Source organism: Amycolatopsis sp. TNS106 (genome assembly GCF_019330265.1).
GTDB lineage: Bacteria > Actinomycetota > Actinomycetes > Mycobacteriales > Pseudonocardiaceae > Amycolatopsis > Amycolatopsis lurida.
In genome coordinates this window covers 3,330,832-3,346,247 of sequence record NZ_CP024972.1, presented here as the reverse complement: position 1 = coordinate 3,346,247, position 15,416 = coordinate 3,330,832, and the positions used below count along the sequence as shown (strand labels likewise).

7 protein-coding genes are annotated in these 15,416 nt (G+C 73.0%); 3 read left to right on the top strand and 4 right to left on the bottom strand.

Annotated features, from left to right (window positions below; all coding sequences use genetic code 11):
• Window positions 1–358: 358 nt before the first annotated feature.
• Genes CVV72_RS14785 through CVV72_RS14775 form a run of 3 tightly spaced genes read left to right on the top strand, consistent with a single transcriptional unit; the run spans window position 359 to window position 8,523 of the window.
• The gene (locus CVV72_RS14785; RefSeq protein ID WP_219152981.1) at window positions 359–3,055 is read left to right on the top strand and encodes a LuxR family transcriptional regulator; all 2,697 of its coding nucleotides are present in this window, start codon (window positions 359–361) and stop codon (window positions 3,053–3,055) included.
• A complete protein-coding gene (locus CVV72_RS14780) occupies window positions 3,052–5,790 on the top strand; it encodes an AAA family ATPase (protein ID WP_219152980.1) in 2,739 nt (912 codons plus the stop codon). The genes CVV72_RS14785 and CVV72_RS14780 overlap by 4 nt, the downstream gene beginning before the upstream one ends.
• A 9-nt stretch (window positions 5,791–5,799) precedes the next feature.
• A complete protein-coding gene (locus CVV72_RS14775) occupies window positions 5,800–8,523 on the top strand; it encodes an AAA family ATPase (protein ID WP_219152979.1) in 2,724 nt (907 codons plus the stop codon).
• A gap of 7 nt (window positions 8,524–8,530) precedes the next feature.
• Here the strand turns inward: CVV72_RS14775 and CVV72_RS14770 are convergent, their stop codons facing one another.
• The 4 genes from CVV72_RS14770 to CVV72_RS14755 all read right to left on the bottom strand — a co-directional run bounded on the left by CVV72_RS14770 (window position 8,531) and on the right by CVV72_RS14755 (window position 15,410).
• A complete protein-coding gene (locus CVV72_RS14770) occupies window positions 8,531–11,275 on the bottom strand; it encodes a LuxR family transcriptional regulator (RefSeq protein ID WP_219152978.1) in 2,745 nt (914 codons plus the stop codon).
• A gap of 215 nt (window positions 11,276–11,490) precedes the next feature.
• Window positions 11,491–13,035, bottom strand: a complete 1,545-nt coding sequence (locus CVV72_RS14765; protein ID WP_219152977.1) for an MFS transporter — start codon at window positions 13,033–13,035, stop codon at window positions 11,491–11,493.
• Window positions 13,032–13,970, bottom strand: a complete 939-nt coding sequence (locus CVV72_RS14760; RefSeq protein ID WP_255632698.1) for an ACP S-malonyltransferase — start codon at window positions 13,968–13,970, stop codon at window positions 13,032–13,034. The genes CVV72_RS14765 and CVV72_RS14760 overlap by 4 nt, the downstream gene beginning before the upstream one ends.
• A gap of 27 nt (window positions 13,971–13,997) precedes the next feature.
• Window positions 13,998–15,410: a class I adenylate-forming enzyme family protein gene (locus CVV72_RS14755; protein ID WP_219152976.1), complete on the bottom strand. Its 1,413-nt coding sequence runs from the start codon at window positions 15,408–15,410 to the stop codon at window positions 13,998–14,000.
• Window positions 15,411–15,416 lie beyond the last annotated feature (6 nt).

Below are 15,416 nucleotides of genomic sequence, written 5' to 3'. Positions count from 1 at the left end.
CGTAATGACTCTCCCGGCGATTTCGCTCGTTTGAGCAGGCAGTGAGCCTCCGAGCGTGCTGATCGGTCGCCGCGTGGACACCCCGAAGGCGTCGGTGGTTCACGCCTTGTTTCCTTCTGTCGCGACTTCTGGCAGGCTTGGTCGACTTGGGCTTGCGCGCTGCTCCGTGCCCGAAATCCCGCCGTCGCTGCGCCTTGTGCTCATATGAGCGCGCGCTGTCCCCGTAGTGAGGGATAACCCTTATCGAGGTTGCACGCTCTATTCGGTAAGACGATCACACGATGAGATGGAACCAGGTAAGCGATTGTTCGCTCTGTGTGACGGCAATGGCTCCGATGGGACGACAGGGAGGCGGGAGATGACGGACGCCAACAGACTCGGACGCGCACTGGCCGGACGTGACGACGAGCTCCGTTGGCTCGCCGCCCGGCTGAGCCCCGGCGCGCCCGGCGAAGGCTCCGTCATCGTCGTGCGCGGGCAAGCGGGCATCGGCAAGTCCAGCCTGCTGGACACCGCGCTGGCGGCGCTCCCGGACACCGTCGTCTGCCGGGGCACCGGTGTTCCCGGCGACGGGGCCGCGGTCACGCGGCAACTGCTCGCGGACCTGCGCCGCGCGGGCGCCCGCGTCCCGGACCCGGGAGACTTCGCCGCCTGGTACGAGGCTTTCGCCGCCTGGGCTGGCGGGCGGTCCGCGATCGTGTTCGCCGTCGACGACGTGCACTGGTGTGACGAACCGGCCGTGCGGTGGCTGAGCCTGATCGCCCGGCACTCCACCCGGCTGCCGGTGCGGATGATCCTGGTCCGGTCGGCCGCCGACGGGCCGGACGGCGCGGCGGAACGCCTGGCGGATCTCGAATCCTGGTACGGCACCGAAGTGCTCGACCTCGGCCCGCTGCCCGCCGAGGCGGTCGCCTCGCTCGCGCGCGAGGCCGTCGGGTCGGAACCGGGAGAGCCGTTCGTGCGGCACTGCGTCGAGCAGTCCGGCGGGAATCCGTTGCTGTTGCGGGAGATGCTCGAAGAACTGGGCAAGGTCGCCGCCGGGATGGCCCCGGTGGCCGGATCCGCGGCGGGAGCGGCGCTGATCCGCTCCCTGTTCGCCGGCGTCCCCGACTACGCGATGGCGGTCGCCACCGCCATCGCGGTACTCGGCGGGCAGGACCTGTCGCTGGTCGCCAGGCTGGCCAAGGTGCCCGCCCGTACCGCCGGAACCGCCGTCGAGCTGCTCCGGAGCAGGCACATCCTTGCCACGGAAGGGCTTTCCTTCCGGCACGACCCGGTGCGGGAGGGACTGCTCGACGCTCTCGAACCCGCCGAACTGGGCCGGTGGCGGCGGACCGCGGCGATCCTGCTGAGCGACGCGGCCGGATCGCCGGAGGAGGTGGCGGAACACCTGCTCGAACTCGCCGAACTCGACATCTGGATGGTCGACCTGCTGCGCGACGCCGCGAGCCACGCCTGCGAGCGGGGCGCCCCCTGGGACGCGCTGCGCTATCTCCGGCCCGCCGCGGCCGCCAGGCCCTCCGACGCCGGACTGGCCGTTCAACTCGCGGAGACCGTCGCGCTGCTGGAACCGGACAGCGGATTCGATCTCCTGCGCCGCGCGCTCGAACTGCAACAGGATCCGGTGGACCAGGCCAGGGCCGCGGTGAAACTGGGCCGTGCGGCGCTCGTCGCCCGCCGGTGCGGGACCGCCGTCACCGTGCTGGACCGGGTGCTCACCGTGCTCGGAGGTGAAATGGACCAGCAACTGCGCGGGCAGCTCGAAGGGTTGTTGTGCCTGGTGGGCATCGAAGACCGCGACAGCCTGGCGAAGCTCGACACCCGGATCCAGCCGAGGTCGAAGGACGCGGTCGTCGATGCCCGGCATCTGGCCGTCTGCGCCGTCGTCGCCGCGCTCGACGGCACCCGGCCGCGTGAAGCCGCCGAATGGGCGATGCGCGCGATCCGCGGGTACACCCCGACCACCGACGATTCGGCCGTGAGTTCCGCCGTGCTGGCCCTGCTGCTGGCCGACGAGATCGACGTCGCCAGGGACGAACTGACCAGGGCCATCGAACTGGTGCCGTCCCAGCGCAGCGAATACCTCGCTTTCCGCGGCCTGCTCGGGCATTGGTGCGGTGATCTCGCCACCGCGGCCGCCGACGCCGGACAGGCCTACGCACTCAGCCGTCGCGCCGAAGGCCGGACCGGCGGTGTCGTCCCGCGGATCGCGTTCGCGACCGTCGCGGCGCAGCAGGGCGAGACCGCGAAGGCGATGAAGTTGTTGCGGGAAGCGGATTCCCCGCAATTGTGGGAGCACACGGTGATGCGCCCGTGGTTCCAGCTCGTCGACGCGCGGGTGCATTGGGCGGCGGGAGACCGCGAGGCGGCACTGAAGCTCTTCAACCGGTGCGGGGAGAGTCTCGCCGACGTCGGCATCGCCAACCCGCTGCTGGCTCCGTGGTGGTTCGAGGGCGCCTGCATGCTGGCCGACGAGGGACGTTTCGAGGAGGCCGCGGAGCTCGCGGCCGAAGGCACCGGACCGGCGATGCGGTGGGGCACCCCGAGAGCGGTCGGGATGGCCCGGCTCGCGACCGCGGTCGCGACCCGCGGCTCCGAGCGGATCGTGCTGATCGAAGAGGCGGCGGGCATCCTGGCGGGTTCACCCGCCCGGCTGGAGGAGGCACTGGCCGAGTACCACCTCGGCCGCGCGCTCGTCGAAGCCGGGGACACCGTCGCCGCGCGCACCCGATTGCGGCGCTGCGTCGAGCTGAGCCTGCGGACGGGGGACCGGTTCCTGCTCCGCCGCGCCCGGCGGACCGCCGCCGACGCGGGCATCCCGAGCGAGATGTCCCCGTTCGCTTCGCTGAGTCCGGCGGAACGGCATATCGCCCGGCTCGCCGGACGCGGGGTCAGCAACCGGGTCATCGCGGAGCGGCTCTTCGTCACCGTCCGGACCATCGAGACGCATCTGACGAGCGTGTACCGGAAACTGCGGATCAGCGGACGGACCGAACTGGCCATGGTGCTGGAAGAGACCGACGAGCGTCCGGCCGTCCTCGAAGGTGTCCGGTGAGCGCCGTCCGGCGGCTCGAAGCCGGCGACGCGGACGAACTCGTCGAACGCGAGACCGAACTGCGGCTGCTCACTCGCCTGATCGGGGATCTCGAACACGGCCACGGAGGCTCCGCGGCCGTGCTCGGCCCGGCGGGCAGCGGGCGCACGGCGCTGCTGGACCAGGTCGCGTCGCTGGCCGCCGGGCGGGGACTGCAGGTGTTCACCGCGCGGGGCTCGGCCAGCGAGGCGCAGCTGCCGTACGGGCTTCTTTCCCAGTTGCTGGCACCGATCCCGGAGCTCGCCGACGTCCCGTGGCTGCATGCCGCGCTCTCGGACGGCACCGACGTGCAGGTCCTGCACGAACTGCTCTGCCAGCGGCTGCTGGAGTCCGCCCGGCGCTGCCCGGTCCTGCTGGTCGTCGACGACCTCGTCCTGGCCGACGAGCAGTCCGAGGCCTGGCTGGCCGCCTTGCAGCGACGCCGGGGCAACGACCCCGTGCTGCTCATCGCCGCGCATTCCGCCCCGCAGGACGCCGACGAGGCGGATCCCTTGTCCCTCGGCGGCCTTCCCTGGGAGAACCGGCATGTCGTGCGGCTGCGGCCCTTGAGCGAGGCGGCGGTGCGGCGGCTGGTGCACGCGGTCCCCGCGCCGCGGCCGCCGGTGGCCGAGGTCTACGCGGCCACGCGGGGGAATCCCGCCCTGCTCGCGGAGGTGCTCGCCCGGTCGCCCGCCGGTCCGGAGATCACCGCCGTCACCGCGGACGTGCGCCGCGACACGGTGCTCGACCTGCTCGCCCGGCTGCCGTCCGATCTCGCCGCGCTGGTGCGGACGATCGCCGCGATCGGCACCCTGGACGAGGCGTACCTGCGGCCGCTCGCCGGGCCGCTCGGGATGCCGCTGGGCCGGGCGCTGCGGGTGCTGGCGGACTCCGGCCTGATCGGGACCGATCCGGCCGAGCCGATGAATCCGCAGGTGGCCACGTGGGTGCTGGCCGAGACCGGAGCGGACGAGCGGGCGGGCACGCGCCGCCGGGCCGCGGAACTCGGGCATCGCCGGGCAGCCCCGGAGGAGGACGTCGCCGGGCTGCTGCTCGGTTCGCAACCGGTCGGCGAGGCGTGGGCTCTGGAGACACTGCACGCCGCGGCGTTGCGCCGTCGCGAAGCCGGGGACCACGCCGAGGCGGCGCGCTACTACCGGAGAGCGCTGGCCGAGCCGGCGCCGCCCGGGACGTCGGCGCGGCTGCGGCTGGAACTCGAGACCGTCGAGGCGTCGTCGTGCCCGTTCACCGGCGGGCTGCGGCTGGCGAGGGCGACCAGGGTCTCCGGTGACGACACCGTCCGAACGCGACTGTCCGCTGTGGACTTGATGATGCAGCGAGGCGCGCGGGAAGACGCCTTGCGTGAGCTGGCCCTGCTGAGCGAGGCCGCGGTCGACGACCGGGACCGCGCGGATCTGGCGGCGTTGTACTGGCTGGCCGACGGCTGCGGGGCGGGCGCCGTCCATCTCGGCATCCCCGCCCTGCCGGACCTCGACCCGGCGGCACTGACCCCCGCGCAGGCGGCCGCCGCTTCCTGGCTGGCCACGATCGCCTGCCGTGACGGCAAAGCCGCCCGGCGGCTGGCCCGGCGCGCGGCCGATCCCGCCGGCGAGCCCATCACCCTCTACTCGCCGCGGCTGGCGCTGGCCATCACCTTCACCCAGACCGACGACGTCCTGGAAGCGCTTTCGGTCTACGAGGAGATGATCGCGGACGCGAGCGCCGCCGGGGCCGGAGTGCCGGTGGCCCTCGGGCTCACCGGCACGGCCTGGATCCATCTGCAGCGCGGTCGTGTGCAGGTCGCCGAGGACGCGCTGGCCGAAGCCGCCGCCTCCGGTCCGCCGGACGGCTGGCCGTCGACGGTCGCCACGTCGCTGAGCACGATCGAGATCGCGGCGGCTCTCACCCGCGGCGATCTCGAGGCCGCCCAGCGCGCCGTCGACGCCGCGGGCGACGGCGGTCCGCTGTACTCCACGCCCTATCTGCTGTTCATGCGCGGACTGCTGGAACTGGACCTGAAACGCCACCGCCGGGCGTTGGGCCTGTTCCAGGAATGCGGCAGGCGGATGAACGCGGCAGGCTGGCTGAACCCCGGCCTGGTGCCGTGGCGTTCGCATGTCGCCATCGCGGCGCAGGCGCTCGGCGACGAGCACACCGCCGCCGCGATGATCAGCGAGGAATGGCGGCTGGCGCAGAACTGGGGCACGCGCACCGCGATCGGGCGGACCCATCTGGGCGCGGGCATCGCGGTGCGGTCCGAGGACGCGGTGTTCCGGCTGACCCAGGCGGTCAACGCGCTCCAGCAGTCGCCGGCCAGGGTGCTCTACGTCGAGGCGGTCCTGCTGCTCGCGGCCGCCCAGCTCAACCGCGGCCAGACCAGCGGCGTGCCGCGGCTGCTGCGCGAAGCCGAACGGCTGGCCACCGCGTATCAGCTCGCGTGGGCGACGACCCGGATCGCGGACCTCGGGAAACGGCTGTCCGACCGGCCGCGGCGGTCCTACCGCACGGCGTCCCGGCGCTGGCGGGCGCTCTCGCCCGCCGCGACCGACCTCGTCCGCCGCGTGCTCGCGAACGCCTCCAACGCCGAACTGGCGGAGGAACTCGGCGTGAGCAAACGCGCCGTCGAACTGCGGCTCACCGCGATCTACCGGCAGCTCGAGGTGACCGGGCGGGCCGAGTTGCGGGAGCTGTTCGACGCGCTGGACAAGGAGCTCTGAGCCGCCGTCATGATGATCGAGCGAGCGGATCAGCTGGCCGCGATCGCCGGGGCGGTCGCCGAAGCCCGTGCCGGGGCGGGGGAGTTCGTCGTCGTCCGCGGCGGACTGGGGGCGGGGCGGTCCGCCCTGCTGCACGCGGCGGGAGAGGAAGCCGCCGCGCGGGGAGTGCGTGTGGTCCGCGCGGCGGCGACACCGCTGGAGCGAGGAGTCGCCCACGGCGTGGTCTGGCTGCTGCTGGAACCCTTGCTGGAGGCGGGCCGTCGCGGGGAACTGCTCACCGCGGTCCGGGCCGACAGCGAGTTCCCCGCCGACCCGCCCGACCCGCGCCGCGCCCACCTCGTGCTGCACGAACTGCTGGAGTTGTTCACCGAAATGGTGCGCGACACCGGCCCGGTGGCCCTGCTCGTGGACGATCTCCAATGGGCGGACGCGGCGTCGGCGCGCTGGCTCGCCTATCTCGCCAAGCGGATGAGCAGGCTGCGGGTCCTCGTCGTCGCGACCCTGCTGGAGGGCGACGACTCCGCGGACGACATCGTGGTCAAGGACATCGCCCGCACCGCGGCGCGCACGATCCACGCCACCCCGCTCTCGGCCGCCGGTGTCCGGGCCTACCTGACCGCCCGCTGCGGAACCGAACCCGCCCCCGAGTTCGCGGACGCCTGCCTCGCCCGCACGGGAGGTTCGCCGATGCTGCTGGACGCGCTGGTCAACACGATGCTCGGGCATGGTCTGCGCCCGGTCGCCTCGGCCGCGGCCGAGCTCGCCGCGTTGCGCCCCTCGCCCGCGGCGGCCCGGCTGACCCGCTGCCTGCGCGCCCAGCCGGACGACGTCCGCGCGGTGGCCAAGGCGATGGCCGCGCTCGGCGAGGAGACCGAGTCCGGCGTCCTCGCCGAACTCGCCGGGCTCGATTCCCCGGATTTCGACGCGGCGCTGCGCGCGTTGCGGAGGCTGGGCATCGTCGAAACCCCCGCCGACGGGCTGCTGCGATTCGCCGGAGGGATGGCGGGCGATCTCGTCGCGGACCAGCTGAGCGCCGACGAACAGGACCGGTTGCACCTGCGTGCCGCGAATGTCCTGTACCGCAACGGAAGGCCGGTCGAGCAGATCGGCCGCCAGCTGCTCGCCACGGTCGCCGAACCCGAGCCGTGGGCCGCGGACGTCCTGCGGACCGCGGCCAGTGCCGCGCTGGCGAACTCGTCGCCCCGGACGGCCGCGCAGTACCTGCGGCACGCGCTGGCGCATCCGGGCGCCGACCGCGCCGAACTGCTCGTCGATCTCGCCGCCGTCGAACGCGGCTACGATCTGCCCGCCGCGCACCGGCATCTGCATCAGGCGCTGGGCCTGATGCGGGATCCGGTCGACCGGGCCTTCGCGCTCGGCCTGCTCCCGGTGGTGGCCGGGCTCCGATTCGCCGCGGACGTCCGCCGTCTCCGGCAGGTGCTCGGGGAACTGCGTGCGGTCCCCGGCCCGGCCGCGGCCGAAGCGGCCTTGCGCATGGAAGCCCGGCTTCGCTATCTCGAACGAGGAGTCCCCGGCGCCGGGGACGCGGCGGCGGACCGGCTGGCCGAACTCGGTCCCGCGCCCGCCCAGGAGTCTTCGGCCCAGCGGGAACTGGTCGCGGTCCTGCTGTACCTGATGACCGTCGCGGGCGTCGCACCCCGGGAGTCCATTGTGGACCTTGCCAGGCAGGTGCTGGAACGGGAACCCGGTTCCCCCGACCAGATGTACACCACGCTCCCGCTCACCGTGCTCGTACTGGCCGCGGCGGATTCGCTCGACGGAGTGGACTCCTGGCTCGCGGCGGCGTGCGGCCCCGCCGCCGACCCCGACCTCCCGACGCTGGTCGCCTGGGCGGGGCAGGCGCTGGTGGCGTCCGCCACGGGGTTGCTCGGCGTCGCCAGGGACCGGGCACAGGCGGTGCTCGCCTCGGCGGGCCCCAGCCGGGTCGGGATCACCATGACGGCGATGCGGGTGCTGGCCGAAATCGCGATGGAGCAACGAGATCCGGCGCTCGCGCGGCTGCTCGTCGACAACCTGGAGGTCGACCACGACCCGTGGCTGCGGTCGCTGGCCTATGGCACCCTGGCCTTGACCGAGGCCAATCACACCGCGGCCGCCGAGTACTTCCTCGATTGCGTGCACCAGCTGGAGCGGTTCGGGAACCGGGTGCTGCTGCCGCTGCGCGGCCAGATCGCGCTGCTGCTCGCGGCGACCGACGATCCGAAACGGGCCGAAGCCGTCGCACAGGGCGAGGTCGAACGGGCGTTGTCGTGGGGCGCGCCGTCGTCGGTCGGACGCGCTTTGCGTATCCGCGCGACCCTGCTCGACCGTGACGAGGACGCCGTCCCGGTGCTGCGGGAGGCCGCGGAAATCCTTGCCCGCTCGGGAGATCGGCTCGAACTGGCCCGCACCCTGGTCCTGCTCGGCGAACGGGGCACCGGGCCCGACGCCCGCGAACGGCTGCTGGAGGGGCGGAGCCTGGCGGCCGGATGCGGTGCGAGCTGGCTGACCGGATCGGGGGAGCCGCAGGATCAGGCGGACGGCCTGCTGACCGCGACCGAGCAGCGCGTGGTGGAGCTGGCGGTGTCCGGGCGCCGCAACCGCGACATCGCGGAACTGCTGGAGGTCACGGTGCGCGCGGTGGAGAAGCACCTCACCAGTTCGTACCGCAAGCTGGGGATCACCGGCCGCGCCCAGCTGGCCGCGGCGATGCGGGGCCACCGGGCGGGGTGAGTCCCGGTCAGGAACCGGCGGGCGCCGCCGTGCCGAGGCGGCCCTGCAGCCACGCCGCGGCCAGCTCCACCCGGGAATGACTGCCGGTGCGCTCGAACAGCGACGTCAACCGCGCTTCGACGCGTTTCTCGCTGACCTGCAGCGCCGCCGCGATCTGCCGGTTCGTGTGGCCGCTCGCGATCAGGCCGACGATGTGGCGCTCCAAGGGATCCAGCGCCGCCCGGTCGGTCCGGTCCGCCTGTTCCGGCGAGAAGGCGATGCGGTGCCGTTCGAGCAGTGCCGAAACGGACGTCAGCTCGGCGACCGCGCCGAGCCGCTCCAACGTCCGGTGCGCTTCCAGCAGTGACGGCCCGGGGACCGGGCTCACCTCGCCGAACGCCGTGCACGCCTCGGCGATCCGGAACGCGTCGCCGGACTGCCGGGCCAGTTTGACCCCCGCGCGCACCGACTCCAGGTCCCCGCGCACGAGCCCGCCGCACACCAGGGCCGCCTCCTGGACCGACGCGGTCGGGCATCGGGTCGCGAGATTCTCCACTTCGGAGAGCAGACGGGTCACGGATTCGGTGTCGCCTTGGCGCCGCGCGCCGTACAGGAGCCGCGCGAGGAGCCGTTCCATCCCCGCGCGCACACCGCGTTCGCGGCAGTCGAGGTAATCCCGCCAGCCGCGCTCCACCGCCTCGTCGTGCCGTCCTTCGGTCTGATGCAGCCGGCAGCGGACCCAGGCGGCGCAGGCGTCGGCGGACGTCCGGAAAGGCAAGCGGCGCAACCATTCCGCGGCTCGGTCCGGCTGATCGCGCTGGGCACAGATCTCCGCGGCGAACACGCTCGCGAACCGGTGGCGACGGGGCGGGTCCCACCACAGGCGGTCGCCTTCGAGCCGCCGCGCCAGCGACAACGCCAAGTCCCACTCGCCCTCGCGGTAGGCCTGCCGGATGGCATGCCAGTCACCTGAGAACCCGGTCGAGGGCGGCTGATAGCGGCCGCGTAGCAGGACTTTCAGCACGCTGACGGTGTCGAGCACGTCGGCGGCCTCCGCGACGTCCTCGTGCGGCGGCATTTCCGTCGACACCAGCCATTCGTCGGCAGGTCTGCCACCGTCGCCGGGCAACGAGCCGAGAAGGATCCCGGCGCCGAGGGCGAACAACCGGTCGTCTTCGGCGCCGCAGGCACGCGCGAGCGCCCGGATCGCCTCGGCGGCCACCGGCCGGTCGGCCCGGTTGACCGCGTCCAGCAGACGGTGGCATTCGTGAGCCGCGTCGAGGGCGCGGCCGACTCCGGCGGCCAAGGGCCGAACGACGTCGAGTTCGGCGAGCCGCTGTTCATGGGCGAGGGCGCCGAGCCAGCACAGCAGCGTGGTGGCGGACGGCTCGGCGCCGGTGAGCCGCGGTGCGACGACGGTGGCGAGGTCGTCGGCCAGCGTGCCGTACTCACCGGCCGCGAGGCTGTCCGCGAGCAGCGCGCGGAGCGTTTCGGGGAAGCGGGTGTCGGCGGGAGCGAGCCGCCGGAGCGCCGCTCTCCGATAGCGGCGGGCGGTCGGCAGGTCGGCGTCCGCCGCCGCTTCGAGCAGCAGGCCGGCGGCCTCGGGGTCCGGCGGCGACGGCGGAAGCTCCGCGAGATACGGGGCGATCCCGGCGGATCGCCGCTCCCGGACGATCCGCCGGTGCAGCACGGTGCGCCAGCGCACGCCGTGCGCCAAGCGGAGGCTGTCGGCCAGCGCGGGGACGACGAACTCGATCGTGCCGCCGGTCCCGGTGCGCAGGATCCCGGCCCGGACCAGATCGTCGAGGGCCTGGCCCGCGCTGGACGGCGCCAGCGCCGCCGCGGAGGCCAGCCAGGGCAGTCTTTCGAGAGTGGGAGCGCTTTGTTCGCTCAGCACCGCGACGATGGCGGCCAGCCGCCGGGCACGCGGCCCGAGCCGCCGCGGCAGGAGCGTCTCGGGATGCCCGCCGGGCAGCACGATCGGCGTTCCCGCGCCGGTCAGGCACACGTGCTCGTCGATGACCGACAGCCTGCCGGAGGCGCGCAGGCCCGCGACCGTCGCGGCGACCGTGCCGGGATTTCCGAACAGCGGTCCGAGCGCGGCGCGCACCGCCGTGACGAGCGCCGGATCGCTCGCGATCCGCCCGGCGCGGGTCGTCCAGCCGGGGAGCAGCGCCGTCGTCTCGGCGGCGGTCAGCGGCCGGAGACCGATCGTGCCGTCGGCGACGGCGAACACCTTGCCGACCGGGCCGTCCCGCCTGCTCCGGCCGGTCACGGTCGCGACGGTGACCGTCCCGGTGGCGCGGGCGCCCTCGGCGACCAGGGTGAGCACGGTGGCGAGTTCCGGTGGCAGCAGGTCGAAGTCGTCGAACTGCAGGACGATGCGGCCGCGCGGGGCGAGCGTGGCGAGGACGGTGACGAGATCGTGGGCCGTCGTCTGCGGTCCGGCGCCGGAACCCGACTCGAGCCGGGTCCGCAGCCAGGCGACCGCGCTGAGCATGCTGACCAGCTCGGGGCGGTCGAGGGCGGTGATCAGCTCGACCAGCTGGGTCGTCAGCCGGAGGAGGACGGTCCCTGGTTCGAGGCCGGCGGGCACGGCCAGCACGGCGGCACCGGAGCGGCGGCCGCGCTGCGCGAGACCGGAGAGAACGGTGCTGCGGCCACTGCCCGGCGGCCCGTGCACCACCCAGATCGCGCCGGGACCGGTGAGCACGCGGTCCAACGCGGCCTGCGCGTCCTCCGGTCCGGCGCTCGTGACGGCCGTCGCTCCCATTTCCCTCCTCGGCCGGCGCGGGACCACGGCGCGGCCGGGCGACGGTCGCTCCGAGCATGGCGCAAGGAGGACCGTTCGGTCGGGAGCTCAGGCGGCCGGGGCACCTTCGGCCAGCATAGTTGCCCCGGCGGACCACGATCCCGCCCAAGTCCGTGAAGGCCTCCTTGAGGGACCCAGAGTCCCTCAAGGAGGCCTTCACGGACTCGCGCGACCAGTCAGGGCAGCGGGGTCGGGGCGGGTTGTGGGGGCGGAACATCGGTCTCGATCACCTTCGGCACGCCCCGCAAGCTTCGTAGCGCCACCAGCGCGAGGATCGTCATCACCGCCGCGCTGCCCAGCATGCTCGTCCGGATGCCGCCGACGAACGATTCCTCGGCCGCCGTCCGGACCGCCGTCGCCACCGGTTCGGGCAGGCCGGTCGCGACCGCCGCGGTGGCGCTGAACGATTCCCGCACCTGCGCGGCCAGATCGGGCGGCACACCGGCGGGCAGCGTCAGCTCGGCGTGGTAGACCGCCGACAGCACGCTGCCGACCACCGCGATCCCGAGTGAGCCGCCGAGTTCGTAGGCGGTGGCGGAGATCGCCGACGCGGCACCGGCCCGATCCCGGGGGACGGTGCCGAGGATGGTGTCGCCGGTGACGGTCAGGGTGAGCCCGGCACCCGCGCCGAAAGCCACCTGCGCGGCCAGCACCAGCAGGTACGACGAGTCCGTGCTGATCGCGCCGAACAACCCGAAGCCGATCGACGCCAGCGCCAGCCCGCCCGAGACCGTCGGCGCCCGGCCGAACCGGCGCACCGCCTTGGCCGCCACGACACCGCCCGCGACGAGCGCGGCGACGGCGCCGGGCACGAAGGCCAGCCCGGAGCGCAGCGGGCTCCAGCCCAGCACGAGCTGGAAGTACTGGCTGGAGATGAGCGCGAACGCGGACATCGTGAACACCGACACCAGATTCGAGCCGACCGACGCCGAGAAACCGCGGCGCCGGAACAGGTCCAGGTCGATCAGCGGTTGCTCCAGCCGTCGCTGGCGCCGGGCGAACCACAGCAGCGACGCGCCTCCGAGGGCGAACGCGCCGAGCACCTCCGGGTACCAGAGCCCGACGTAGAACGCGCCTTTCAGCGCGTACACCACGGCGATTAGCCCGACGATGGACAGCAGCACACTGGGCAGGTCGAGCCGCAACCGGCCGTTGGACCGCGATTCCGGGACGACGCGGGCGGCGCCGAGGATCAGCAGCGCCACCGGGATGTTGACGAGGAACACCGAACCCCACCAGAAATGTTCCAGCAGAACCCCGCCGACGATCGGGCCGATGGCGAAGCCCGCGGCCGAAACCCCGGCGGTGACCCCGACCGCGGCGGTCCGCGCTCGCTGCGTGGTGAAAACCGCGCGCAGCAACGAAGTCGTCGAAGGCAACACGGCGGCACCCGCTACACCCAGCAGCGCGCGGGCCACGATGAGCAGTTCGGCGGTAGGTGCGTAGGCCGCCACCAGTGAGCCGACCGCGAACGCGGCGACCCCGATCAGGAGCACCCGGCGCCTGCCGAACCGGTCGCCGAAATTGCCCATGGTCACCAGCAGGCCGCCCATGGCGAACCCGTAGACGTCCGCGATCCACAGCAGTTCCTCGGCCGACGCGCCGAGCTGCGTGGTCAGCGCGGGGACCGCCAGATGCAGCACGGTCATGTCGATCGCGACCATCAGCTGCGCCAGGCAGGACACCATGATCGTCGCGACGTCGCGGACCTTGGTGCTCATGCGGCCACCGCCTCTCGCAGGCGGGGCCGTCGTCTCGGTTTCAGCGTGTCCCGGAGGTCGGCGCGCAGCAGGGCGAACGCCGACGTCAGCCCGGGCAGCCGGTGGAGCAGGTGGTCCGGACCGGCGACGAGAACGCGGCCGACGCCGAGCGTGGCGAACCGGTGGACCAGCCCCGGCAGCCGGACCGCGTTGACCGTCGACTCCAGCAGGAGCGACGCCACCTCGCCGCCGGTCCGGACCGGCTCACCGTCCTGATCGGACACGACAGGCAGTTCCGGGTCGGCGAACTCGAACCCGCCGAAGACTTCTTCCGCCAGCCTGTCCCGCAGTCCGCCGAGCATCCGCGCGTGCGCCGCGGGACGCATGGTGGTGAGCGCGTAACCGCCCGTGGCCCGGACCCGCCGGACGAATTCGTCCAAATCGGACTCGCGCAGCGTCACCAGGTGGACCTCGTCGTCGAAGCGGCCGGAGAGTTCGTGGCCGATCCCGTCGAGGATCCCGCCGAGCGCGGCCTCCGGCGTGCGCACGATGAACTGGCTGACGAGGTCCTGGTGCGCCGTCTCGAAGTACTCCCGTTCCCGCCGGGCGACGGCGTCGACGAGCCGGACGAGATCCGCCACGGGAAGGGCGCCCGCGCGGACCACGGCGGCGCGTTCACCGAAACTGGCGCCGCCGACCGCGACCGGCACCAGCCCGTGCTCCCGCTCGGCGCGTTCGGCCAAGGCCAGCGACGCGAGCACGAACGCGATCTGGGTGTGCTCGGTGTACTCCTCGTCCGTTCTGGCGAGCGGATCCAGCAGGGAGCGGCCGAGCGCGCGCTCTGCCTCGCCGAGCAGGCGCCGGGCCAGGGGATCGATGACGAGGAAGCGGCCCAGTTCGCGAGCACGGGCCGGGCCCATGCCGGGGAACAGGACGGCATCGGTGGAACTTTCCACTGCGCACACCCGGTTTCGTGGTGGGGATCAGAGTTGTTCGGCGGCGGCGAATTGCTCCAGCCGCTTCCGGTCCGGTTTCCCGTTGCGGTTCAACGGGAACTGGTCGGTGACGAGGACGCGATTCGGCTGCTCGGCGGGCGGCAGCACACCGCAGATCCGGTCGCGCCAGTACCGCGAGTCCCGCCGCGCGTCGTCCTCGACGACGAAGACCAGGCTCGACCCGCGCCGCTGGTCGGGCAGCGCGACGATCTTCGCCGAGCAGCCTTCCCCGGCCAGCCGGTGCTCGATCACCTCGGGGTGCAGGGTGTGCCCGTTGCGGTGCACCGCCCGTTTGCGCCCGACGACGAACAGGTTCCCGTCCGCGTCGAGACGGCCGAGGTCGCCGGTCGCGTACCAGCCGCGGTCGACGGGGGTCACCTGCCCGGTGGCGTCGAGGTAGCCCTCCATGAGGTCGGGGTCGAGGACGAACAGTTCCCCGATCTCGCCGTGGGGCAGCACGGTGCCGTCGTCGGCGCGGACCTCCAGGGCCAGTCCTTCGACGATCTGCCCGCAACCGCGCGGGTTCCCGATGTTGGCGAAGGCGACGTTGCCCATCTCGGTGCTGCCGTAGCTGTCGAGCAGCGGCATGCCGAACAGCTCCTCGGCCTGTTCCACGACGCCGGGTTCGAGCGGCGCGGCGCCGCTGCAGAGCATGCGCACCCGGGAGAATTCCTCTTTGAGCGCCGGGCGTTTGCCGATGATGTTGAACAGGCTGCGATAGGTGGACGGCGTCGCGTCGACGACCGTCGCCCCGGCGCGTCCGGCCAGGCGCAGCGCCCGGTCAGGGCGGCGGTAGGGCGCGATCACCAGCGAGCAGTCCCGCAGCCACGCGATCATCACCATCGAAAGGCCGTATTGATGGTTGAACGGCAGCAGCGGCAGGAGGACGTCGTCCGCGACGTGGCCGACCAGATCGGCGTTGCGTTCGAGGTTCTTCAGGAACCGCGCGCCGTTCTTCGCGACGCCCTTGGGGACGCCGGTCGAACCCGACGACCACATCACGAGACTGTCGGGCAGCTTTTCCCAGACGTCGAAACGCAACTGGACGTCCGTCGGGGCCCGATCGGCGGCCGCGACCATGATCTCGTAGGTGTAGGCCGACGGCGCGTCCGGCGGCATCGGCGCGTCGTCGTCGATGACGGCCAGCACGACACCGGAGCCGGCGATCGTTTCGGCCGTGCGGTCGGCGTGCTCCATGTGGTCGACGAGCACCACCGACGCGCCGACGTGCATCAGCGCGACGAGGATCGTCAGATAGGCCAGCGTGTTGTCGGCCTTGAGCAGGACACGGTCGCCGGAGCCGACGCCGCGGTCCCGCAGTACCTCGGCGACGCGGAGGGCCTGCTGTTCGAAGGCCGCGCCGCCGGTGACCGCGTCGGGGGAATAGATCTTCGCGAACATGGGGAA

Excerpts from the sequence above, each read along its gene's own strand:
- CVV72_RS14785 (WP_219152981.1), top strand. The coding sequence starts at position 359 with ATGACGGACGCCAACAGACTCGGACGCGCACTGGCCGGACGTGACGAC.
- CVV72_RS14775 (WP_219152979.1), top strand. The coding sequence starts at position 5,800 with ATGATGATCGAGCGAGCGGATCAGCTGGCCGCGATCGCCGGGGCGGTC.
- CVV72_RS14770 (WP_219152978.1), bottom strand. The coding sequence starts at position 11,275 with ATGGGAGCGACGGCCGTCACGAGCGCCGGACCGGAGGACGCGCAGGCC.
- CVV72_RS14765 (WP_219152977.1), bottom strand. The coding sequence starts at position 13,035 with ATGAGCACCAAGGTCCGCGACGTCGCGACGATCATGGTGTCCTGCCTG.
- CVV72_RS14755 (WP_219152976.1), bottom strand. The coding sequence starts at position 15,410 with ATGTTCGCGAAGATCTATTCCCCCGACGCGGTCACCGGCGGCGCGGCC.